Source organism: Alistipes finegoldii DSM 17242 (genome assembly GCF_000265365.1).
Lineage (GTDB): Bacteria > Bacteroidota > Bacteroidia > Bacteroidales > Rikenellaceae > Alistipes > Alistipes finegoldii.
The window spans coordinates 1014702-1036472 of the sequence record NC_018011.1; the positions used below are offsets into that span (position 1 = coordinate 1014702).

The following is a 21771-nucleotide window of genomic DNA, read 5'->3' on the forward strand; positions in this document are numbered from 1 at the left end:
CCGCAGAGACCGCCGCCACACGCAAAAGGCTGCCCCCGAAAGGGCAGCCTTTTATGCCGGTCGCAGCAGCGCGGACTCAGAAACTGAACTTCGCGCCGACGAACCAGCTGCGGGGCAGCGACGGACCGTAGATATAGCCCGAATCGCGGTCGGCGCCCTTGCCGAAATCCTTCTGGTAGGCATTGAAGAGGTTCTGCACGCCCCCGTAAAGCTGCAAGGTTATCTCCTTGTAGATACGCAGGTCGTACGACAGGCGGACGTTCATGTCGAAGAACGACGGCGTCAAGACGGCCGCATCCTGCGCGACGCCCGATCCGGCCATGTGCTGCACGAGCATCGAGCCGGTGCAGGTTCCCGTCAGGTCGGCCGTGAAGTTCCGGACCGGCTTGAACGACGCCGTGAAGTAGCCGTAGGCGTCGGGGGTGCGGAACATGCGGCGCACGGGCGGCACGTCGGCGTCCTCGCTCCACTGTTCAGGCTCCTTATAGCGGCTCTGCTGGAGGGTTACGCCCGCCTGCAGTTCGAACCAGCGGGTGAAGATCGCCCGCCCCTCGACGTTGAAGCCGCGCACGGCGGCGCCCGAACCGTTGTAACGCTCCTTGATCTTGCCTCCGTCGTCCGTATCTTCCAGATCGCGCAGTGCGAAGACGTCGTCGAGAATCGTATAGAACCCCTCGACCAGCAGGTTGGTCTGCACCCTGCCGAAGTTGTGATAAAGGTCGGCCGAAAGGCTCACGCTGTGCGAACGCTCCTCCTTGAGGTCGTCGGCGAGCCGGATGCGGACCCGCTTGCCGCCCACCACGGCGATATGCATGTCCTCGTCGAAGGCCTGCGGCGCCCGATAGCCGCCCGCATAGCTCACGCGCAGGTTCACCGCCTCCGAAGGGTTGAAACGAATATTTGCGCGGGGACTGAAAATCACGTGGTCCACCAGATTATGCTTGTCGAAACGTCCGCCGATCAGCAGCGACCATCTCTTCGTTTTCCATTCGTTCTGCAGGTAGCCGCCCACGATATGCACCGTCTGGGCGGTGGTGATGTCGTAGCCGATCGAACGGTCGTTCAGGTCGTCGTAGCTGTATTCGCTGCCGAGCGTCAGTTCGGCGGGCATGAAAAGCAGTTTCCGGAACGCATGGACGTACTGTACGCCCGCCGCGACCGTAAGGTCGTGCGTCGTACCGTATGCGTCGGGGTCCTGCTTGCTGCCGTAGTAGCTCTTGCGGGCCGTATTCTGGAACGACGCATAGGCGTTGAAACGGTTGCGGCGGTCGGCCGACGAGATGTCGAACGAAAGGCTTCCGCCGTCGATCGAGTGGTCGGTCTGCTCGGCCACCATCACCTCGTGGGGCGGCAGGTCCAGCAGGTCGCCGCCGCGGCGGTATTCGTCGATGTGGTGGTACTGCGCCGTGATGCGCGAATAGGCGCCCGTGCGGAAGAACGACCGCATGCCGGCCGACCGGCTGTTGATCAGGGGCAGCTCGGTAAATCCGTCGCCGTCGTGGTCGTACCCCGAACGGTGGCGGTTCTGAGCGAAGACGCAAAGCCCCGCACGGCCGCTCTCGGTCACGAGCGACGCATTGAGCATCGTGTTGTTGTCGTAGGAGTTGCTGCCGCCGAGCGAGGTCAGCGTATGCGCCAATTGCGCCGAATTGCGCGAAGGTTCCTTGGTGATGACGTTGATCGTGCCGCCGATGGCCGACGAGCCGTACAGCGCCGAACCGCCGCCGCGCAGCACCTCGACCCGCTCGATCATGTTGGCCGGAATCTGCTCCAGTCCGTAGACGCCCGTCAGGGCCGAAAAGACCGGATGCGAATCGACGAGAATCTGCGAATAATGGCCGTCGAGTCCGTTGATGCGCACCTGCGCGAAGCCGCAGTTCTGGCAGTCGTCCTCGACCCGCACGCCGGGCTGGAACGAAAGCCCCTGCGCCAGACACGAAGCGTTCGTTTTCTCGAACAGCGCGGCGTCCAGCACGCTCACCAGCGCAGGCGCTTCGCGCCGCAGCGTGGCCGAGCGGCTGGCCGAGACGACCACTTCGTCCATCGAAATGCCGCTCTGCATCACCTCGAAATTCAGTTCGAGGGTCTGTCCCCGTTCGAGCGTCACCTTTTTCTCCAGCACGGCGTACCCCAGCGCACGGACTTCGAGCGTCAGCTCGCCTTCGGGCAGGTTTTTCAGAAAATAGTGTCCCGACGCGTCGGTCGTGGTGCCGAATGCCGTGCCCGTCACGGCGACGGTCGCATAGGGAAGGTGTTCATGGGTTTCACGGTCCACGACGTGGCCGAAAAGATTGGCGTCGGTGCTCCTCTTCGGCGTCTCCGCGGCCGACGCACCGGCATACAGACACATGAAGAGTGCCGGCAACAGATATTTTTTCATTGCTTATCGGATTGTTTGAATGACATACGTAACCCGCCGGACCGCACGGCCCGGCAAAAAACAGGATGGGAAGGGGATTGCGGGTTACGCCGCGGGAGGCGCGCGCAGCGAAACGCCCGGAACCGGCATGCAGCGTCTGCACTGCGTGGCTTCGGGCATCAGAACGCCCAGCATCCCGCAATAGAACGAGTGCGCGGGCTGTACTGCGTCGAGATAGGGGAAGAAATAGAAGTCGTCGACGATACAGCGTTCCACCACGATCTGATGCGCGCCGTTGTCGGGCATCAGATCGCCGCAGAGCGCGGCGAAATGCGCAGGGTCCTCCTTGTAGATGTGGACCTTGTGTCCTGCGTACGCTGCGACCAGAATCAGCAGCAGCAGAGCGGCGTATATCCGTTTGGGTGCTTTGCGTATCATCTTTCTGCTGCCAAAAGTAGCACAAAAAAAGGACCGCACAAAACGGTCCTGCAAAAATACCCACAAACGGGGATGTATGTCGTGTCCTGCACCCGGCCGGGAGCGGACGATGCGGCGCCGCTGCCCTGCGGGAACGGGCGCCTAAATGCTGATGTCGAGGATCTCGAAGTGAATCGTTCCGGCGGGAACCTCCACGTCGACCCGGTCGCCCTTCTTGTGGCCCAGCAGCGCTTTGGCGATCGGCGTGCCGATGGCCAGCTTGCCCTCGCGCAGGTTGGCTTCGTGCTCGGCGACGATGGTGTAGACCATCTCCTTCTTGGTGTTGTGATTCAGCAGCGTCACTTTGCTCAGAATCTGCACCTTGCTCTTGTCGATTTTCGACTCGTCGATCACCCGTGCGTTGGCAAGCGAATCCTCCAGCTTGGCTATACGCATCTCCAGCATACCCTGCGCCTCGCGGGCAGCGTCGTACTCTGCGTTCTCCGAAAGGTCGCCCTTGTCGCGCGCTTCGGCGATCGCCGCCGAAATTGCAGGACGCTCGACGGAACGCATGTGGTCGAGCTCGTCCCTGAGTTTCTTGTACCCCTCCGCTGTCAGATAGATAATCTCTTTTGCCATAATTTTATACGAGTCCGACGTATTCAGTTTCATAACACCGCGAAAGATTTCAAAAGCCGGAACCCGTCGAACTCTCTTTAGGCATCCGAAAACGCCCGCCCCGCATCTAAAACCTTCCTGAATCCCCCTCCGCAGAGGAGGAGTTTCGAATTAAACATCGTAAAAAAATAAGAATCCTGACCGGTGAAGGCCAGAACCCTGATTTTCATTATACAGCAAAGATAGGAAGTATATTCCGAATTTCCAAATCTTTTTTCAACCTGCATGGCACGGAGTATGCCCTCACGCACGGGTTATGTATCTGCTGCTTGCAATTCACATCGCATGGACGCTCGGAGCCGTTCCGCTCGTCACCCGACAGAAACGTCTGCCCGCGTCGGCTGCGGCGTGGCTGGCGCTGATCCTGCTGCTCCCCGTAGCCGGCACGCTGCTCTACGTACTGGCTGGTTACCGGCCGCACCTCCCGGCGGCGGAACGCCGCGCATACCGCGGCGACCGTCTCGGACAGATCATCGCACGGGGCTGCGGCACACGCATCACCCGCCACAACAGCGTCGAACTGCTCCACAACGGCAACAACGCCTTCACGGCGCTGATCGCCTCGCTCCAGCGGGCCGTGCGGTCGATCCACATGGAGTACTACATCATCCGCGACGACCGCATCGGACGCACCATCGCCGAAATCCTGATACGCAAAGCCCGTGCGGGACTCGAAGTGCGCGTCATCTACGACGCCGTCGGCTCGTGGCGGCTCAGCCGCACGATGCTGCGCCGCATGCACGAGGCGGGCGTCGAGACGGCGGCTTTCGAACCGGTGCGTTTCCCGTGGTTCACCACGCGCGTCACCCGCCGCAACCACCGCAAAATAGTCGTTACGGACGGAAAGGTCGCCTACTTGGGTGGCATAAACATTGCGAAATACTACCTCGACGGAGATTACATGGGCAAGTGGCGCGACGAGCACCTTCGCGTCGAGGGCGACGCCGTCGCCGACCTGCAGAAGCTCTTCATCGCCGACTGGGCGCGCGTACGCGGCGAGAGTCTCGACATCCGCCGCCATATCGCGCCGCACGACATCCGGCAGCGGCTGCCGATCCAGCTCGCATGGGCCGAAGAGGGTTCCTCGCGGCTGACCATCGCCGAGGCGTTCGCCGCGGCCATCGTCCGGGCGCAGCGCAGGGTGCGCATATCCTCGCCCTACTTCCTGCCGCCCGCGATGCTGCTCGACGCGCTGCGGCTGGCGGCCCGGAGCGGCGTGAGGGTGCAGGTGATGATCCCGACGTGCAGCGACTCGCCGTTCACGGACCTGATATCGGACTCCTACGTCGGAGACCTGCTCGACGCGGGGATCGAACTCTACCGCTACGCCAACGGCTTCCTGCATGCCAAACTGCTGATCGTGGACGACGACACGGCCTCGGTCGGCACCGCGAACATGGATTACCGCAGTCTGCTGGACAACCTCGAAGTCACGGCCTTCATCCGCGACCGGCAGGTCGTCCGGGAGCTGTCCGCCACCTTCGACGGCGATCTGGCCTCGTGCCGGCGGATCGTGCGGGGCGAATGGCGGCCGGCGGCATGGCGGCGCACGCTGGGCGATGTGCTGCGGCTCGTGTCACCCCTGATGTAACCTCCGCAGCAACCTTAAAACCACCTAATATCGGCATGAAACATCTCTTCCCGCTCCTGCTCTGCGCGCTGCTGCTCACCGGCGCGGCTTCGCCCCAGCGCCGCTTTCAGGTCGGCGTCCGCGGCGGCGTCACCACCACCAGCCACACCTTTTTCCCGCGTGGAAATCGGAGAAAACCGATTCCGGCCCGGTCCCGCCAAGGCGGGCTATCAGGCGGGCTTCGTCCTGCGGTTCAACCTCACCCGCCGCCTGCACCTGCAGTCGGAGCTTAATTTCGCATTCGTCAATTACTCGATCCGCGCCGAAGGCTCCCGCGCCCGCAGCGGTTCGAAATCCCGCTGCTGCTGGGTCTCCAGTTCGGGCCCCTGCGGCTCTTCGGCGGCGCCCAGTTCCGCGTGGCCGACTCCGAGCGGGACAGCGCCCCGAAACTGCTGAAGGTGAATTTCAACGACGACGTCGGCATCATGGGCGGCGTGGGATTCAACATCCGCAAATTCTTTTTCGACTTCCGCCTGTCTGGTTACGCCCGTTCGCACGTCTGGAACACCTTCGTCTCCGACGGCGTGTCGCAGCGGGTCAGGATCCCGCGCAACCTCGTTTACGGAGGTTCGGTCGGGTTCTTCTTCTGAACAAAAAACAAGGGTGCGGAGACGCACTCTTTTTTTGCACAATAAATAATTTTGCAAATCGTTAATTTATGCGTAACTTTGCGCGATAAAGCGCCGTAAAAGATTTATCGATGAAGCAGACTTTTTTATACGCCGTGTGCGGAGTGATCCTGATCACTGCATTTAGCGGATGCGCAGGAATCAACGCCCTGCTCAAAAGCGGACAACCCGACCTGATTTACAGCAAGGCGCTGGAGTACTACCAGAAGGAGAAGTGGTCGCGGGCCTCGACGCTCTTCGAAGGCGTCCAGCACTACTACTCCGGCACGCCCCGCGAAGACAGCATCTCGTTCTTCAACGCCCGCTGCAAATACAAGAACCGCGATTACGACACGGCGGCGACGCTTCTCGACGATTTCCGCCGCAAGTTCGGCCGCAGCGCCTTCATCGAGGACGCCGAAGGCATGTACGCACTCTGCTTCTACTATCTTTCGCCCGGCCCTTCGCGCGACCAGACGATGACCGGACAGGCGCTGATCGCCATCAACGAATTCATGTCGCGTTATCCGCACAGCGAGCAGATCGAGAATTTCAAGACCATCAACACCGAGCTGACGCAGCGCCTGCACGACAAGGCCTACCTCAACGCATACACTTATTATAAGATAGGCCGCTACAAGTCGGCCATCGTATCGCTCAAGAACGCGCTCAAGCAATACCCCGAAAGTTCGCACCGCGAGGAGATCATGTACCTGATCGTGGACGCCAGCTACCGCTTCGCCAGCAACTCGGTCGCCGAGAAGCAGACCGACCGCTATCTGGCGATGCTCGACTCGTACCTCTCGTTCAAAGAGGAGTTCCCCGAATCGAAACATATCAAGGAGGTGGACCGCATGGCCCAGCACGCCCGCGATTATCTGGACCGCAACAAGCAAGAAGACAACAACATATAGCAATGGAAATCAAGAAGAACATTCCCAACAACACCATTACGCGTAAACTGGTCGATCTGGACCGGGAGACCGGCAATGTCTACGAGTCGATAAATATCATCGCCCGCCGCGCCAACCAGATCGCAACCGAGCTGAAGACCGAGCTGAACCGCAAGCTCGCCGACTTCTCATCGCCCACGGACACCATGGAGGAGACCTTCGAGAACCGCGAGCAGATCGAGATTTCGCGCTATTACGAGCGTCTTCCCAAGCCCGCGATCATCGCCACCGAGGAGTTCCTCGACGACGAGCTTTTCTTCAAGGAGAACAAAGAGGTCAAGGAGGCGTAACGCCCCGCCGGCATGGACTCGCAGGGACACGACATACAAAGCCCCGGCGCCGGCCGCACGGTCGAAGGACTCGCGGGACGGCGCATACTGCTGGGCATTACGGGAAGCATAGCGGCCTACAAGGCGGCTGTGCTCTGTCGTTTATTGAAGTGCGCGGGCGCCGAAGTGCGCGTCGTCATGACGCCGCTGGCCAAGCAGTTCATCACGCCCCTGACGATGGCCACCCTCTCGAAAAACCCGATTCTCGTGGAATTCTTCGACCCGGAAAACGGAGCGTGGAATTCGCACGTCTCGCTCGGCGAGTGGGCCGACTGTTACCTGATAGCCCCCGCCACGGCCAATACGCTGGCCAAAATGGCCTGCGGCATCGCCGACAACCTGCTGCTGACGACCTATCTCTCGGCCCGCTGCCCGGTCGTCGTGTCGCCGGCCATGGACCTCGACATGTACGCCCATCCCGCGACGCAGGAGAACCTGCGCCGTCTGGCCGAACGGGGCGTGCGGATCGTCCAGCCCGCCGAAGGCGAGCTGGCCAGCGGACTGACGGGCAAGGGCCGCATGGCCGAACCTGCCGACATCGCCGCCTTCGTCGGCCAACTGTTCGGCGGAGAAAATCCCGAAAAAAAAAAGAGCCTGCAAGGTAGACGCTTCGTCGTAACGGCAGGCGCCACGATCGAAGCCATCGACCCCGTGCGGTTCATATCGAACCACTCGACGGGCAAGATGGGCTACGCCATTGCGGGCGCACTGGCCGCCCGCGGCGGCGACGTGACGCTCGTCAGCGGCCGTACGGCCCTGCCGACGCCCGCCGGAGTGCAGCGCACGGACGTACTTTCTGCCGCCGAAATGTACGACGCCGCCACCGCGGCTTTCGACCGAGCCGACGGAGCCGTCATGTGCGCGGCCGTCGCGGACTACACGCCCGATACCGTTTCTGAAACGAAAATCAAAAAATGCGGCGGCGAAATGTGCATCACCCTGCGCCGCACGCGCGACATCGCCGCCGAACTGGGCGCACGCAAAGGCAGCCGCCTGCTGGTGGGCTTCGCGCTCGAAACCCACGACGAACAGGCCAACGCCGAAGCCAAGCTCGCCAAGAAGAACTTCGACTTCATCGTCCTCAACTCGCTGCGCGACGCCGGGGCCGGATTCCGCGGCGACACCAACAAAGTCACCTTCATCGACCGCAGCGGCCGGGAGGAACTGCCCCTGATGCCGAAGTCCGAAGTCGCGGAGCGCATCGCCGATAAAATCGAATCACTGTTAAAATAGGCCGCCATGTTACGTCGTCTATCGGTTGAGAATTACGCGCTTATCGAAAAGCTCGAAATGGAGCTGGACCCGCACCTGAACATCATCACGGGTGAGACAGGAGCCGGCAAATCCATCCTGCTCGGTGCTTTGGGCCTGCTGCTCGGAGCCAAGAACGACGGCTCGGCCATGAAAGACGCGGCGCGCAACTGCGTGGTCGAGGGTACTTTCGACCTTTCGGGCCGCGGTATGGAGTCGTTCTTCGACGAGAACGACCTCGACTATGCTCCCGAAACGCACGTTACGCGCATGATAACCCCGGCCGGCAAGAGCCGCGCCTTCATCAACGACATTCCGGTCCAGCTCGCGCAGCTGCGCGAATTCGGCACCCGCCTGATCGACATACACTCCCAGCACCAGAACCTGATTCTCTCCTCGGAGGAGTTCCGCACCTCGGCGCTCGACACCGTGGCCGGAAACGGCGGGCTGCTCGCGCAGTACACGGCGCAGTACGCCCGGCTTTCCGAACTGCGGCGCCAGCTCGCAGCCCTGCGCGAAGCGGCCGCCGACGGCCGCCGCGACGAGGAGTGGCTGCGTTTCCAGTGCGAAGAGCTGACCGCCGCCAACCTCCGCGAAGGCGAGCAGGCCGCGACCGAAGCGGAACTTGCCGTACTGGAAAACGCCGACCGCATCGGCGAAGTCCTCACCACGCTCCGCAACGCATTCGACGCCGACGAAACGGGGATTCTCACCCTGCTCAAAAACTCGGAAAACGACCTCGTACGCATCCGCGAACACTACCCCGCCGCCGGGGAGTACGCCGAGCGCATACACTCGGTGCTCGAAGAGCTGAAAGACATCGACAACGCCGCGGCCGCCGACTGCGAACGGATCGACGCCGACCCCGAACGGCTGGCGAAGCTCTCGGCGCGTCTCGACACCCTCTATGCGCTCCAGCAGAAGCACCGCGTCGCCTCCGAAGCCGAACTGATCGCCGCACGCGACGGTTACGCCGCCCGGCTGGCGGCCATCGTCCACGGCGACGAGGAGATCGCCGCGACCGAAAAAGCGCTGCACGAAACCGAGCAGAAAGCGGCCGCATTGGCCGACCGCCTGCACAAAGCCCGCGAAAAAGCCGCCGCAGGCTTCGCGAAACAGATCCTTGCCACGCTGACGCAACTGGGCATGCCCGACACGGTGTTCGAAGTGGCGCTGACGCCGCTCGCCGAACTGGGCCGCACGGGCCGCGACAATGTGGTTTTCCTCTTCACGGCCAACCGCAGCGCAACGCCCCAGCCCGTCGAGCGGATCGCTTCGGGCGGCGAGCTTTCCCGCGTCATGCTGGCCCTCAAAGCCCTGCTGGCCCGGTGCATGCAGCTGCCGACGGTCATCTTCGACGAAATAGACACGGGCGTTTCGGGCCGCATCGCCGACGCCATGGGAGAGATCATCGAGTCGCTCTCGGCGACGATGCAGGTCGTGGACATCACCCACCTGCCGCAGGTCGCCTCGAAAGGCTCGGCCCACTTCGTGGTCTACAAGCAGGACGGACGCACCGGCATCCGGCGTCTGACGGCCGAAGAACGCATCACCGAGATCGCCAAAATGCTCTCCGGCAGCCGGATAACCGACGCTGCAGTCGCGCAGGCCCGCATCCTGCTCGGCAAATAACACCCCGACAAACCGCAAGCCTGCCGGAACGAATTCGCTCCGGCAAGCCCTTTTAACCCTTCATAGCATCGCACAATGGACAAACTCAGCACCCTCGCCGCCGCGAACCAGCAGCGCGCCCAAGAGGTCATCCGCGACAGCGGCATCGAAAGCATCTGGCGTTCCGTGGGCGCCGAACCGCATTTGGTCGGCTCGCTCCGCACGGGACTGCTGATAACGCACCGCGACATCGACTTCCACATCTACTCATCGCCCCTGCGCGTAGCGGACAGCTTCGCCGCCATGGCCCGGCTGGCCGAAAACAGCCGCATCCGCCGCATCGAATACGGCAACCTGCTCGACACGAGCGAGGAGTGCCTCGAATGGCACGCATGGTATGCCGACGCCGACGACCAGCTTTGGCAGATCGACATGATCCACATGCCGAAAGGCTCGGCCTACGACGGCTATTTCGAACGGGTTGCCGACCGGATCGCCGCCGTGCTGACCGACCAAACGCGCGAAACCATCCTCCGGCTCAAATACGAAACTCCGGAGACCGAGAAAATCATGGGTATCGAATACTATCAGGCCGTGCTGCGCGACGGAGTCCGCACCTACGCCGAATTTGAGGCATGGCGCGCCGCAAACCCCGTCACCGGCGTGCTGGAGTGGATGCCGTGAGCCGCCCCTCCCGGTCACGGGACCGGCAGGCGGTAACAGCCGAAGACGGCTCCCGACAACAAAAAAAACCGGAGACCTTGTCGGAGGTCTCCGGTTTTCATATGGCAACCGATGATTACATCATGCCGCCCATACCGCCTGCGGGCATTGCCGGCATGGCGGGAGCGTCGGACTTCTTCTCGGCCAGCACGCACTCGGTCGTCAGGAACATCGAAGCGATCGAAGCGGCATTCTCCAGCGCGACACGCGACACCTTGGTCGGGTCGATGATACCGGCCTTCAGCAGGTCCTCGTACTTGTCGTCGCGGGCGTTGTAACCGAAGGCGTCCTTGCCCTCCTTCACCTTGCTGACGACAACCGAGCCTTCGCCGCCGGCATTGGCGACGATCTGACGCAGCGGCTCCTCGATCGCACGTTTCACGATCTGAATACCCGTCGTCTGGTCCTCGTTATCGCCCTTCATGCCTTCGAGAGCCGCCGTAGCGCGGATGTATGCCACACCGCCGCCTGGAACGATACCCTCTTCGACTGCGGCGCGGGTTGCGGCCAGCGCATCGTCCACACGGTCTTTCTTCTCTTTCATCTCCACCTCGGTAGCGGCGCCCACATACAGCACGGCGACACCTCCGGCGAGCTTGGCAAGACGCTCCTGCAGCTTCTCCTTGTCGTAGTCCGACGTGGCTTTCTCGATCGAAGCGCGGATCTGAGCCACACGGGCCGCGATCTCCTCCTTCTTGCCGGCGCCGTCCACGATCGTGGTGTTCTCCTTGTTGAGCGTCACCTTGTCGGCCGTTCCGAGCATCGAAAGGTCGGCATCCTCGATCTTCATACCCTTATCGGTCGAGATCACGGTAGCGCCCGTCAGGATGGCGATGTCTTCGAGCATCTCCTTGCGGCGGTCGCCGAAGCCCGGAGCCTTGCAGGCCGCGATTTTCAGCGTGCCGCGCAGCTTGTTGACAACGAGCGCCGAAAGAGCCTCGCCGTCCACGTCCTCGGCGATGATCAGCAGCGAACGGCCGCTCTGAGCCACCGGTTCCAGCACGCCCATCAGCTCCTTCATCGTCGAAACCTTCTTGTCGGTAATCAGGATGTAAGGCTTTTCAAGCTGCGCCTCCATCTTTTCGGGATCGGTCATAAAGTAAGCCGAGATATAACCGCGGTCGAACTGCATGCCCTCGACCACCTCCACGTGGGTCTCGGTGCCTTTGGCCTCCTCGACGGTGATGACGCCCTCCTTGTTCACCTTGCCCATCGCCTCGGCGATCAGCTTGCCGATCGTCTCGTCGTTGTTGGCCGAAATGGTGGCGACCTGCTCGATCTTGGCGAAGTCCGTGCCGACCTCCTGACTCTGCTTGCGCAGCGACTCCACGACCTTCAGCACCGCCTTGTCGATACCGCGCTTCAGGTCCATCGGGTTGGCACCCGCCGTCACGTTCTTCAGACCTACGCCGATGATCGACTGGGCCAGCACCGTCGCGGTGGTCGTACCGTCACCCGCGTCATCGTTGGTCTTCGAAGCTACCTCCTTGACCATCTGGGCGCCCATGTTGGCGAAAGCGTCTTCCAGCTCCACCTCCTTGGCTACCGTCACACCGTCCTTGGTGATCTGCGGCGCACCGAATTTCTTGTCGATAATCACGTTGCGGCCTTTGGGACCGAGCGTGACCTTTACGGCGTTCGACAGCGCATCGACACCCTCCTTGAGCAGCTCGCGCGCCTCAACATTGTATTTGATATCCTTTGCCATGATGTTTTTCCTTTATTAGATGATCGCTAAAATATCACTCTGTTTCATGATCAGGTAATCGACGCCGTCGATCTGAATCTCCTGACCTGCATACTTGCCGTAAAGCACCTGATCGCCGGCCTTGACCTCCATCTTGACCTCCGAGGTGCCGGGGCCAGCTGCGACAACTTTACCTGCCAGCGGTTTCTCCTTCGCCGTGTCGGGGATGATCAATCCGCCCGCCGTCTTCTCCTCCGCAGGATTCGGCAGAATCAGCACACGGTCCGATAATGGTTTTACATTCATAGCTTTTGTTGTTTTTGGTTTATAATGATGTATTAGTTAGCATTTGCAACCTCCTTCCCATCAATTGATGTGCCAACCGGTTTTTGGCAGATGCAGGGTGACAAAGGTACATACCGGACTGTCATTTTGTCACGCGGCGCAATTTTTCGGGCGATTTTTTTGCACGGACCGAAAAAGTATATTACATTTGCATCCCGATACGACCGGACAACGGTCACACGGTGGATGTAGCTCAGTCGGTTAGAGCGTCGGATTGTGGTTCCGAAGGTCGTGGGTTCGAGCCCCATCTTCCACCCTTAGAAGCAGTTGAAAATCACTGCAATAAAGAGTAAAAACCTTGTATATCAACGATATATAAGGTTTTTTCGTTTTTGAAACAATCGCGTAAAATGTATTCTGAAGCAGGTTTTTATGACCCAATTCGTGACCTATTTTATTTCGGTCAAAAATTGGTCACGAATTACACATAACGCACTGTATTGCACCGTTTTACGCCACAATATCCCTATGCTGCACACGTTTAACTATTTCAAACCCATGCAGCTATGTACCAACGCACAACATTCAACGTAGTCTTTTTCTGCAAAAAGACCAAAATCTCTAAAAAAGGAAAGGCTCCTATTTATGCCCGTATCACCACATCCGGCCAAACAACAGAGATCTATACCCAATGTCAAATCGAACCGGAACGATGGAACCAGCGCCTCGAACGCTCCCTTTACAAAGGCGAAGTGGATCAGCAAATTAACAGCATCGTCGCCAGTTATCGGGCGAATATCCTTGCGGCCTACGACCTGCTTCTCAAAGAGAATAAAACTCCGGACTGCTTTTCCATCAAACAACGACTGAGCAATGCATCCGGTTCAAGAATGTTCCTCGTCGAGTTTTCGAAATACTGCGATAAACGGCAACAGGAGGTCGGGACACGTATCACACAGGTAACTTGTAACAAATACCATCGTTTACTACGATACATGACCGAATATACCAAACAGCAATACCGGAAAGATGACCTGCCGCTGGATATGGTTTCCTATGAATATATAGACGGCCTAAATACCTTCATGCAAACAGCCCACCAATGCAGAAACAATGGTGCCGTAAATTTACTTTGCTGTCTCAAAAATTTCATCTTATTCGCGATACGGAACGAATGGATTGAAAAAAATCCGTTTCAGTATTACAAGATGAAAATAGACAAAACAAACGTCAAGGTTCCATTGACAAAAGAAGAGCTGGACATATTGATAAGCAAGGAAATGCCTAATGAACGGCTGGAATGTATCCGAGACGTATTTTGCTTCTGTGCATTAACGGGACTGGCCTTTACGGACGCAGACAACTTACAAAAACGACACATTACAACGGATGACAGCGGAACAACGTGGATACATAAACCACGCGAAAAGACCTCTGTAATAAGTCGTGTGCCACTTCTACCCTACCCGCTCAAAATATTACAAAAATATGAACATAATCCTGAATTACAACTCAAAGGAAAGTTATTACCTATCCCCAGCAACCAAAAAATGAACTCGTATCTCAAGGAAATCGGAACAATATGCAACATCCATAAAAATCTGACGACGCATACAGCTCGCCACACTTTCGCCACATTGGCTATCGAATATGGCATGCCAATCGACATCATTGCCAAAATCCTCGGGCATACAAATACGAATATGACTCGGCACTATGCAAAAATTTCAGAAGCCAATATTAGCCGGGAAATGCAAAGAATAGGAAAGGTTCTGACAGCATAGACTCTTAGGGCACAGGCTCAAAAGTCCACCGAGCGGACTGGAGCGGTCAGGGACGGACATCGATATCGGAAAATTCCATGTGATATTAACTTGCGGCTTTCATAATCACCCGCTTAAATATATCATTATGGATTGCATGCTTATTGAAACGAGCGCTTATAACGATCTTCAAGCGCATATACAACGGCTATTGGAACGTATCTCCAATTTGCACGCGCTGTCTGAAAAATCACAAAACACCCGCTGGCTGACGACAGACGATGTTTGCAAGGCTTTAAGCATAACTAAACGAGCCCTGCAATATTATCGCACCTGCGGCATAATACCCTACACTGCCATCGGCAACAAAGTAGTATTCCGGGAAGAAGATATCCGTCGTTTGCTGGAAAAAAACCTGATAAAAACTGAATAGAGCCATGCATGAAGACATCATCACACGTGACAGCAACGTATTCAAAGAACTGCGCCACAACATCGTTCGGGCTATTCAAGCCGTAGATATATTGATCGACACACACCGCCCGTCCATCGGGAAGGAGGTCTATCTCACCAGCGAGGAGGTTCGCAGTATCTTCGGTTTAAGCAAGCGATCTTTGCAAAACTACCGCGACAACCGCCAGATACCCTACACTTCCATCGGCGGCAAAATCCTATATCCCCAGTCGGCAATTTATAAATTGTTGGAGAGCCGCTACGTCAGAGCTCTGAGATGATGCAACGGGCAGGAGGAACAACCTCCTGCCCTATATTTTAAATACAGAAATTGGTTTTTGCCATATGAACACACCCACCATTACAAAATATGGCATGTTTGCAATTATGATTCCTACCCTATTTAGGTTCTGTGGCGAATAAATATTGATGGGTATGGTTCCGGCTGATGTCGCTGTATTGACAACAAGGATTGATAATCAACTCAAATAATCATTATTCCCATACAATCGGTTCATCCACATGGCAAACAACTTGTCCGTCACGGAAAAGACCTTATTGATTTCCGTAATAATGTCTTTTTCGAGCAGTTTTTTCATTGCCGACTGAACGGAACTCGCCGATGTCAGACTATGCCGTTTGATGAATGCCGCCGAGGTTATTCGCTCCGCTTCGCCGTCTTTGGCGATGGCATAGAGCAACTCTTTCTGTTTTTCGGGTATGTTCGACAGTATTTCGCGAAAAATAGTATCGTTCGAGGCAACCATGTTGTCGATTGCCGCTCGAAGAGTTTCGAGCGTACACACCTCGCCTTCGGGAGTGTCGGCGAATGCCTCGTTGAACGTCTTCTGAACGTAATAGGTATGACCTTTGAACAGATTGTAAATTCGCTCTGCATCGTCGGAAGCAATTCGTCGGTTACGTTTCTCGAAATGGCCGACGATGAACGGAATATAAATTTCCGGAACAATCGCTTTCAATTCCAGCATATCCGCGCTATGGTAGAACGGACGTGCCGCCGACGTGAACATCTCCTGCATCATGTGGCGCTCGCTTCCGGCGAAGATGAAGTTGCAGTTACGCAGCTTTTGAATGTGCGTTCGCAGCTGTGCCTCGATATTTTTCTCCGGGTACTTGGCGATTTGCTGAAACTCGTCAATCGCCACGATGCATGGTTTATCTGCATGACCTAAATACTGGAAAATTTCATCCAGCGTATATTCCGGCCGGTCGATATCGCCCAATTCCACGTTGAAGGTCGGCATGCCCGTAATAGGGTCGAAGCCGAATTTTCCGCTGATGGATTTGATAGTCTGAATAAACAGGTCGGCCATCTTGCGACTGCGGGGCAAAAGGGTTTCGTATATCTCGCGCCCTAACAGGTAGGTGAACTCCCGTAAGCTCGACGTATGGAGAATATCGATGAAAAACGTATAATATTCGGCAGCTATTTCGGGTTTGTCGTAGCAGAATTGAATCAATCCCGTTTTACCCATGCGACGCGGTGAAATAATCACCAGATTGTTACCATTGGTAACGGATTTGATGAGCCGTGCTGATTCCGTCACACGATCACAAAAATACTCCGGTTCTATCTTACCCGTCACGATAAACGGGTTTATTACTTTTGCCATATGACGATCAATTTCCACAAAAATAATTATTCAATATGAATTATGCAAATAGAATAATTAAAAATGTCAACTATCAGGCCATTCAAACCGTCTTCCATTTTATTCATGGATGTCGATACATTACCCAGCCGTTGCCTCTCGCCGCCCGAATATCGCACGGAAAGTCACTTGCACCGGCAATACGAGAGGATGTGATGCGTCGGAAACTACCCGAAAAAGAACGGCTGCGATTTTTAATCACAGCCGTTCTTTCAATGGTTCAGGTTACAGCAATCCTCCGGATCGGGATTGAACCGTTCGCGCAGCCCAAGCCGTAAAAGCCGGACCGTGTGAATAAATTCGCTGTCCATAACGATAGGATTCGGAATACTTATCCCAGTCGGGAATTTTTATGGTGTCGGTTTTGATTTCGGGACAGCGGATAATTTCTATCTCCTCTTTTTCGTATAAGTTGCAGCCGACGAACAGGGATGCTATGAGTACACCCCAGATCGTTGCGAGGATGCAATACAGGAGTATGTTTGCTATTTTTCGTTTTTTCATCTTGTTATTGTTTTAGGAGTTCAGCAATCTCCGGATCGAGATTGCCCCGATATTCCATACGTCCGTCCAAGCGGCAGGCTTCGAGGAAATGGCGGCGGCCCTCCTCCTTACGCCCAAGCCGCGAGCAGGCAATGGCCCGTAGGTATTCCGTCACGGCATCCTTCGGCATCGCAGCCAACAGCTCCAACGCCCGTTCGTTGTGATCCATCGAGAGGTGCGCCACAACCGTGTTGCGGTCGTTGTAGTCGTTGAGAATGTACAAGGCTTTGGCGTATTTGCGTTTTTGCAATAGCTCCACCCCGCGGGCATAGGCCGTATCCAGTTCCGTGGTGTGAATCGTGTCCTTGACCATTCCTTTGCGGCGCAGATTGTAGCGGAAATTCACGGCCCGCAGCTGCGGATAGATCACCGAGCGGATATAGGCATACTCTTGGGGGAACCGCTGCCGGATGGTCTGTTCCCGTCGGTCGGGATTCTTCTCTTCGGCGATCAGCTCCAGGATGGCATCGCGGCTTCCGATCTCCCGGTCTGTTCGGATGCAGTTCGTCAATTCCGTCCAGTCTTCAGCTACCCACCGCACGGTGAGCATCGTGTCGATGCTTCTGCCGTATCGGCGGACAAGGTAGCGTTTCAATGCCTGCGCCCGTCCTTGGGAAAGACGGTCGTTGAAAGCATAATCGCCCTCCGGAGACGATGCCGCCGTCAGCGTAATGGTATCGACGTAAAACTCCTGCTGCTCGACGATCTGCCGCATCAGGCCGGTGATCTTGTCCAACTGCCGCCGATTGTCGCCCAGCGTATCGACCACGCGGGTATCGCCCACAAAGAACTGAATGTAATTGCGATCCTCGACCGTCACGAACTTGTCGATAACCTTGATGCGGTAACGCGGCAAGGTATCGACGAAGGAGATCATCGAGGAGACGACGTAACTCAACGTATCGGACGGCGGCAGGCGGTAGGCACTGTCGTCCACTGCCAAGACCTGCCCCTGAAGCGTTACCAGCATCTTTTTCGAGGTCTCGTCGGTCTTCACCGCTTGGGAATAGTAATACGTGACGGTGCTTCGGCCTTCGACCAGCGAGTCGAGCCGGACGTCCTCCGGATAGGGAAACTTCACGAAGCGGTTGAAGGCCGCCTCGCGCCCCACGGTGTCGGGGCGGAAGCGTTCGACATAGGTTTCATACTGCCAGTAGTCGCGCTGTTGCAGGAGCGAAAACCGCCCGCCGCGGATCACCAGATCTTCGAGCGGCACGGATTCGTCGGGTTTGTGAAGTATCGGCGTGATTACGACGCTGCGGCTGCGCCCCAACAACTGCTTGGGCAGCGTCACGATGAAATCCAGGACGACGCGCCCGTTGCGTTCGGGAATAGACCGCATCTTCGCCACGACCGTCACCTGCTCGATCTGAAGGGCCATGACACGTTCGCCGTCGGCAAGCGTATCGACCGGGGTGAGATAGAACGTATTGCTGTCACGCTGCAACTTCACGACCTGCGGGCGGTAGTCCTGCTGCCACTGCTGCCGTTCGGCGCGGGTAAGTTGCGCCAAACCTGCCGTCGCCTGCTGCCGCTGAAGCCGTCCAGCTACCGAGCAGCCGAACATCATCCATAGGCAGCAGCCGAGAATTGCTCCGGCAGTTATGATTTTTCTTTTTTCCATCCTTAAAACAGATAGCTGAATGAAACTTCCAGTTTTGTCGGGGCCAGCGTCCAACGTCGGTAACGGTAGATGTATTCATCCTCCCAGTCCGAGACGGTCGGATCGCGGCGGGTATCCTTCGTGCGGTAAAGTCCGAGACCGGCTTCTAAGGCCACGTTCCAGCGTTTAGTGAGCATCCACGCATATCCGTAGCTGACGCCAAGACCGTAGGCATGACCTTTATAGCGTTTTGTGCGGCTTCCGAGATCGTAGCCGACATAGGTAAGGTGCTGTCCGAGAAAATGTCCGACGAAGGATTCGTAGAACCAATAGCGGCCGCCGAGCTGCACGGCGTGAAAGTTCATCGAGAGGGATGCGGTATTCACCGGATTCCAGTAGCCGGACAGCTCCAGCGACCAGTTGTCCGTCAGGGCCGCTTCGGCGCCGACGTTCAGCGTCGCGCTGCACACCGCAAGAGCGTTGGCCCTTACGGCGAAGATCTGCGCCGCAGCCTTGTAGGGTGCTCCCCACAAAGCCGCGGTCAGCAGCACGACCAGAATGATTTTTGGCTTTTTCATTGGAACACGATTCGTTATTCTTTGATACATCGCACGGGATTGGCCTGACAGCGCAGTTCGCTCGTCGTGCGGCGTGTTCCTGCCAGATAGATCGAGGTGCAGGATACGCCGTCGAAGTACGACGCTCCGTAGTCGAAGTTCCAGAAGTAAGGCGTATTGGTATAGACCTGCCCGTACGTCCCGGCGCCGGAGTAGCTGTCGCCGTCGAACGTCCCGCCCGCGGGATAGCGCACTGTTTTCGTCCCGCCGTATACGATATTCACGCAGTACGGAAGCTGTGTTTGCGACATGGCGATCCCTTCGAAGTCGCAGGCGTCGGGAACCCTCCATCCGGGAGGGCAGGGATCGTAGATCGTCTTACGGCAGACCTTGCTCACGTCGTATCCCTGTTCAGTAGTGTTTCCCCAAAGGTTGTGATGACTCCGGAAGAGCCAGTCCAAAACATCCTCTTCGGGCTCGTCGACTTCGTAGTCGGCCTTATGGATAAAGGTCGTGGGATGCAGCGTCGCCCATTCCACGCTCATCACCTCCCGTGCGTCATAATCTTCGGGACGGATCGTTCCGTATGCGTAGCTGTCGTGATAGATGAATGAGGCGGGTCTGGCATTGTTCGTAAACGAGGCCGGATACGGGAACGGGTCCTTGCGGCCCCACTGGTAGTAGAGTCCGCAGGCCGTGACTTTCGTATAGTCGGTTCCGACAGCACCCAGATTCCGGTCCATGAAGATGTCTCCGGAGCTGTATTTCTGCGATGACGACTCCGGATCGTAGTTTGCAACCCAGATGTGCCACGACCAAACGCACTCGCCCCCGGCGTTGAACAGGCCGATAAGGGCGTTTCCCTGCTGCGTCCCGGTACGAAAGCAGATGCGGCTGCCGTCATAGCCCAGCGAGGAGATCACGCTGTTGGCCTGCGTCCCGGTCTCCCAAACCAATCGTGCATAAGCTCCCGAAAGCCGCTGCGGCGTGATATTGAGCGTCGCGCAGCCGTTGCCCTGCACCGTGGCATCGAACGAATAGTCGCGTAAAGGCTCCGGCGCGATGTAACAGTTGGCGGTATTAAGCGCGTCGAGTTGTATTTCGCCGGGCATGAATACGGGGTAGATATGCCGAAGCGGCCCGGCAGGCACGAACTCAAAGGTTTCTTCGTTCGAGAGCAGATGATCGTACCCCGCATCGAAGTACCAGCCATCGAACGTATAGCCTGCGTCGGGAACGGCCGTGAGCGTGCAGTTTTCCATGCAGAGCGCCACGGTTCGTTCTCCCGAACCTTCGGATTCGGTTTCGACATGAAGCGCACCCTCGACCCGGACGCTTCCTCCGTCGTCGGTATGAATGATGGCGGCGTTGGCCATGCGGTGCGAAAAGTCGTAGCTCTGGGTGAAGCCGAGGGCGTCGGTCAGTGTGATACGGTAAGAGAGGAGCGAATTGTCGGCCGTGTAAACCGGCGTGTAATACTCCATTTCGTAGGCATTCTCGCCGGCGGAATCATACAGATCGAAATCATGGACGGCGCCCTTGTCTCCGTAATTGAACGTAAAGCATTTCAGATCGCCCGAAAGGACTTCCAGCCGTCCGCGCGTCGGGGCCGTGCCGTCGGGGCTGTCCACGTCGATATAGAGATAGCGCGTGCCGTCTAAAAGGCAGTAGCCGCCGTAGTTATAGTCATCGAAATCATCCCGGACATGCAGCGTATAGGACGAAATGCGGGTATCGACCTCGCTGTCGCCCAAAATCGAAATGTTGAACCAGTAGTGTACGTTCGCCCGGACATTGAAATCCGAGGTGTTGTTTCCGCCCAAATAGACGTAATAGGCCAGCACTTTCTCTCCCCGCACGGCGCGGATCAGCAGATACGAGGCATTCGCGGGGGCATTGTCGGGGTTCTTCTGTCGCTGATCGGTAATCGAAGCTACCGTCCCTTGCCTGTTCGGAAGCAGGTAGCAGTCGCCTGCGGCCTGCGGCCCAGTGAGTGCGGTTTCCGGGCAGTCCGTATAGTCGTCCGGATTATCCGACGGTGCAGCCGCCATATCGAACACAGATACCGAGCGCGGTACGGAAAGAAGCTGCACGGAGCAAAGCTCGATATCCGCGGGCTTGACGGAAATGTTATAAGAAACTTTTGCCACGCAACGTTGCACCTCGACGGCCGGAAGCATCAGCACACCGTCTGCCGACGGGATTATCGCAACGTCGTCCTCATAGGACATCGGCAGCATATCGTACTCGTCGGCGTGCGTAACGATAAAATCTTCCGATACCGGATTTTCACCCAAGTCGCGTCCCATATTGGCGGCAATACGTATCCTGTAGCTGCCCGGCAGGCACTCGAAACGCAGTGTCGCAGAGGTCTGGTAACGGTGCAGGACAATCTCGCCGTTATCATTGTAAAGATAGAAGTTCAGGTCCCGAATCATTGCTTCGTCCGCACGGGTTACGGTCATCATAGGGTCGGGACGAACCGCCATTTCGACCCGAACTTTCATCGGGCGGCAGCAAGCCGGCTCATCCTCGTAGATGCAGCTGCAAAGAATGCTCAGCGGGAGCAATAAGCTATAAAGAAATCGTTTCATCTTGTGTCAAGAAAAAGGGTTCCGCCCGAAAGACAGAGCGGAACCCGATGCAAC

Annotated in this window: 21 protein-coding genes and 1 tRNA gene; 12 read left to right on the forward strand and 10 right to left on the reverse strand. The window is 57.3% G+C overall.

The window, feature by feature from the left end; translation table 11 throughout:
- Positions 1 to 76: 76 nt before the first annotated feature.
- The 3 genes from ALFI_RS04615 to greA all read right to left on the reverse strand — a co-directional run bounded on the left by ALFI_RS04615 (position 77) and on the right by greA (position 3415).
- The gene (locus ALFI_RS04615; RefSeq protein WP_014774956.1) at positions 77 to 2380 is read right to left on the reverse strand and encodes a TonB-dependent receptor; all 2304 of its coding nucleotides are present in this window, start codon (positions 2378 to 2380) and stop codon (positions 77 to 79) included.
- A gap of 84 nt (positions 2381 to 2464) precedes the next feature.
- The gene (locus ALFI_RS04620; RefSeq protein ID WP_009598378.1) at positions 2465 to 2797 is read right to left on the reverse strand and encodes a hypothetical protein; all 333 of its coding nucleotides are present in this window, start codon (positions 2795 to 2797) and stop codon (positions 2465 to 2467) included.
- 141 nt (positions 2798 to 2938) lie between these two features.
- The gene (gene greA, locus ALFI_RS04625; protein ID WP_039940532.1) at positions 2939 to 3415 is read right to left on the reverse strand and encodes a transcription elongation factor GreA; all 477 of its coding nucleotides are present in this window, start codon (positions 3413 to 3415) and stop codon (positions 2939 to 2941) included.
- Positions 3416 to 3710: 295 nt separating this feature from the next.
- Between greA and cls the strand changes: the two genes are divergently transcribed.
- The 8 genes from cls to ALFI_RS04660 all read left to right on the forward strand — a co-directional run bounded on the left by cls (position 3711) and on the right by ALFI_RS04660 (position 10520).
- A complete protein-coding gene (gene cls / locus ALFI_RS04630; RefSeq protein WP_014774957.1) occupies positions 3711 to 5045 on the forward strand; it encodes a cardiolipin synthase in 1335 nt (444 codons plus the stop codon).
- 159 nt (positions 5046 to 5204) lie between these two features.
- Positions 5205 to 5480, forward strand: a complete 276-nt coding sequence (locus ALFI_RS17365; RefSeq protein WP_244265007.1) for a hypothetical protein — start codon at positions 5205 to 5207, stop codon at positions 5478 to 5480.
- Positions 5481 to 5482: 2 nt separating this feature from the next.
- Positions 5483 to 5674, forward strand: coding sequence for a hypothetical protein (locus ALFI_RS17370; protein WP_244265008.1), 192 nt, complete (start codon positions 5483 to 5485; stop codon positions 5672 to 5674).
- Between the two features lie 110 nt (positions 5675 to 5784).
- Positions 5785 to 6606, forward strand: coding sequence for an outer membrane protein assembly factor BamD (locus tag ALFI_RS04640; protein WP_009598389.1), 822 nt, complete (start codon positions 5785 to 5787; stop codon positions 6604 to 6606).
- 2 nt (positions 6607 to 6608) lie between these two features.
- Complete coding sequence (locus ALFI_RS04645; protein WP_014774959.1) at positions 6609 to 6935, forward strand: DNA-directed RNA polymerase subunit omega; 327 nt, start codon at positions 6609 to 6611, stop codon at positions 6933 to 6935.
- A gap of 12 nt (positions 6936 to 6947) precedes the next feature.
- Positions 6948 to 8207 (forward strand): bifunctional phosphopantothenoylcysteine decarboxylase/phosphopantothenate--cysteine ligase CoaBC, encoded by a 1260-nt coding sequence (gene coaBC, locus ALFI_RS04650; RefSeq protein ID WP_014774960.1) that lies wholly within the window; start codon positions 6948 to 6950, stop codon positions 8205 to 8207.
- A gap of 6 nt (positions 8208 to 8213) precedes the next feature.
- The gene (gene recN / locus ALFI_RS04655) at positions 8214 to 9857 is read left to right on the forward strand and encodes a DNA repair protein RecN (RefSeq protein WP_009598384.1); all 1644 of its coding nucleotides are present in this window, start codon (positions 8214 to 8216) and stop codon (positions 9855 to 9857) included.
- A gap of 75 nt (positions 9858 to 9932) precedes the next feature.
- Complete coding sequence (locus ALFI_RS04660) at positions 9933 to 10520, forward strand: histidine phosphatase family protein (protein ID WP_014774961.1); 588 nt, start codon at positions 9933 to 9935, stop codon at positions 10518 to 10520.
- A 115-nt stretch (positions 10521 to 10635) separates the two neighbouring features.
- On the opposite strand, the gene groL is transcribed toward ALFI_RS04660, so the two are convergent.
- Positions 10636 to 12267, reverse strand: a complete 1632-nt coding sequence (gene groL / locus ALFI_RS04665; RefSeq protein WP_014774962.1) for a chaperonin GroEL — start codon at positions 12265 to 12267, stop codon at positions 10636 to 10638.
- A 15-nt stretch (positions 12268 to 12282) separates the two neighbouring features.
- Positions 12283 to 12552 (reverse strand): co-chaperone GroES, encoded by a 270-nt coding sequence (locus ALFI_RS04670; protein ID WP_009598415.1) that lies wholly within the window; start codon positions 12550 to 12552, stop codon positions 12283 to 12285.
- Positions 12553 to 12772: 220 nt separating this feature from the next.
- Here ALFI_RS04670 and ALFI_RS04675 point away from each other — a divergent pair.
- The 4 genes from ALFI_RS04675 to ALFI_RS04685 all read left to right on the forward strand — a co-directional run bounded on the left by ALFI_RS04675 (position 12773) and on the right by ALFI_RS04685 (position 15028).
- Positions 12773 to 12848: transfer RNA gene (locus ALFI_RS04675), tRNA-His, on the forward strand.
- 249 nt (positions 12849 to 13097) lie between these two features.
- Complete coding sequence (locus ALFI_RS04680) at positions 13098 to 14315, forward strand: site-specific integrase (RefSeq protein ID WP_014774963.1); 1218 nt, start codon at positions 13098 to 13100, stop codon at positions 14313 to 14315.
- Between the two features lie 127 nt (positions 14316 to 14442).
- On the forward strand, positions 14443 to 14727 hold the full coding sequence (locus ALFI_RS16450; protein WP_014774964.1) for a helix-turn-helix domain-containing protein: 285 nt from the start codon (positions 14443 to 14445) through the stop codon (positions 14725 to 14727).
- Between the two features lie 4 nt (positions 14728 to 14731).
- Entirely contained in the window at positions 14732 to 15028 is a 297-nt protein-coding gene (locus tag ALFI_RS04685) for a helix-turn-helix domain-containing protein (RefSeq protein ID WP_014774965.1), read from the forward strand.
- A 198-nt stretch (positions 15029 to 15226) separates the two neighbouring features.
- Here the strand turns inward: ALFI_RS04685 and ALFI_RS04690 are convergent, their stop codons facing one another.
- From ALFI_RS04690 to ALFI_RS04710, 5 genes are all read right to left on the reverse strand, one after another.
- Complete coding sequence (locus ALFI_RS04690; protein ID WP_014774966.1) at positions 15227 to 16381, reverse strand: AAA family ATPase; 1155 nt, start codon at positions 16379 to 16381, stop codon at positions 15227 to 15229.
- A gap of 264 nt (positions 16382 to 16645) precedes the next feature.
- A complete protein-coding gene (locus tag ALFI_RS16455; protein WP_014774968.1) occupies positions 16646 to 16924 on the reverse strand; it encodes a hypothetical protein in 279 nt (92 codons plus the stop codon).
- A gap of 4 nt (positions 16925 to 16928) precedes the next feature.
- Positions 16929 to 18587 (reverse strand): OmpA family protein, encoded by a 1659-nt coding sequence (locus ALFI_RS04700; RefSeq protein WP_014774969.1) that lies wholly within the window; start codon positions 18585 to 18587, stop codon positions 16929 to 16931.
- 2 nt (positions 18588 to 18589) lie between these two features.
- Positions 18590 to 19144 carry a DUF3575 domain-containing protein gene (locus tag ALFI_RS04705; protein WP_014774970.1) on the reverse strand — a complete coding sequence of 185 codons (555 nt, stop codon included), beginning with the start codon at positions 19142 to 19144 and terminating at the stop codon, positions 18590 to 18592.
- 14 nt (positions 19145 to 19158) lie between these two features.
- Positions 19159 to 21717: a DUF4906 domain-containing protein gene (locus ALFI_RS04710; protein ID WP_042493299.1), complete on the reverse strand. Its 2559-nt coding sequence runs from the start codon at positions 21715 to 21717 to the stop codon at positions 19159 to 19161.
- Between the last annotated feature and the right edge of the window lie 54 nt (positions 21718 to 21771).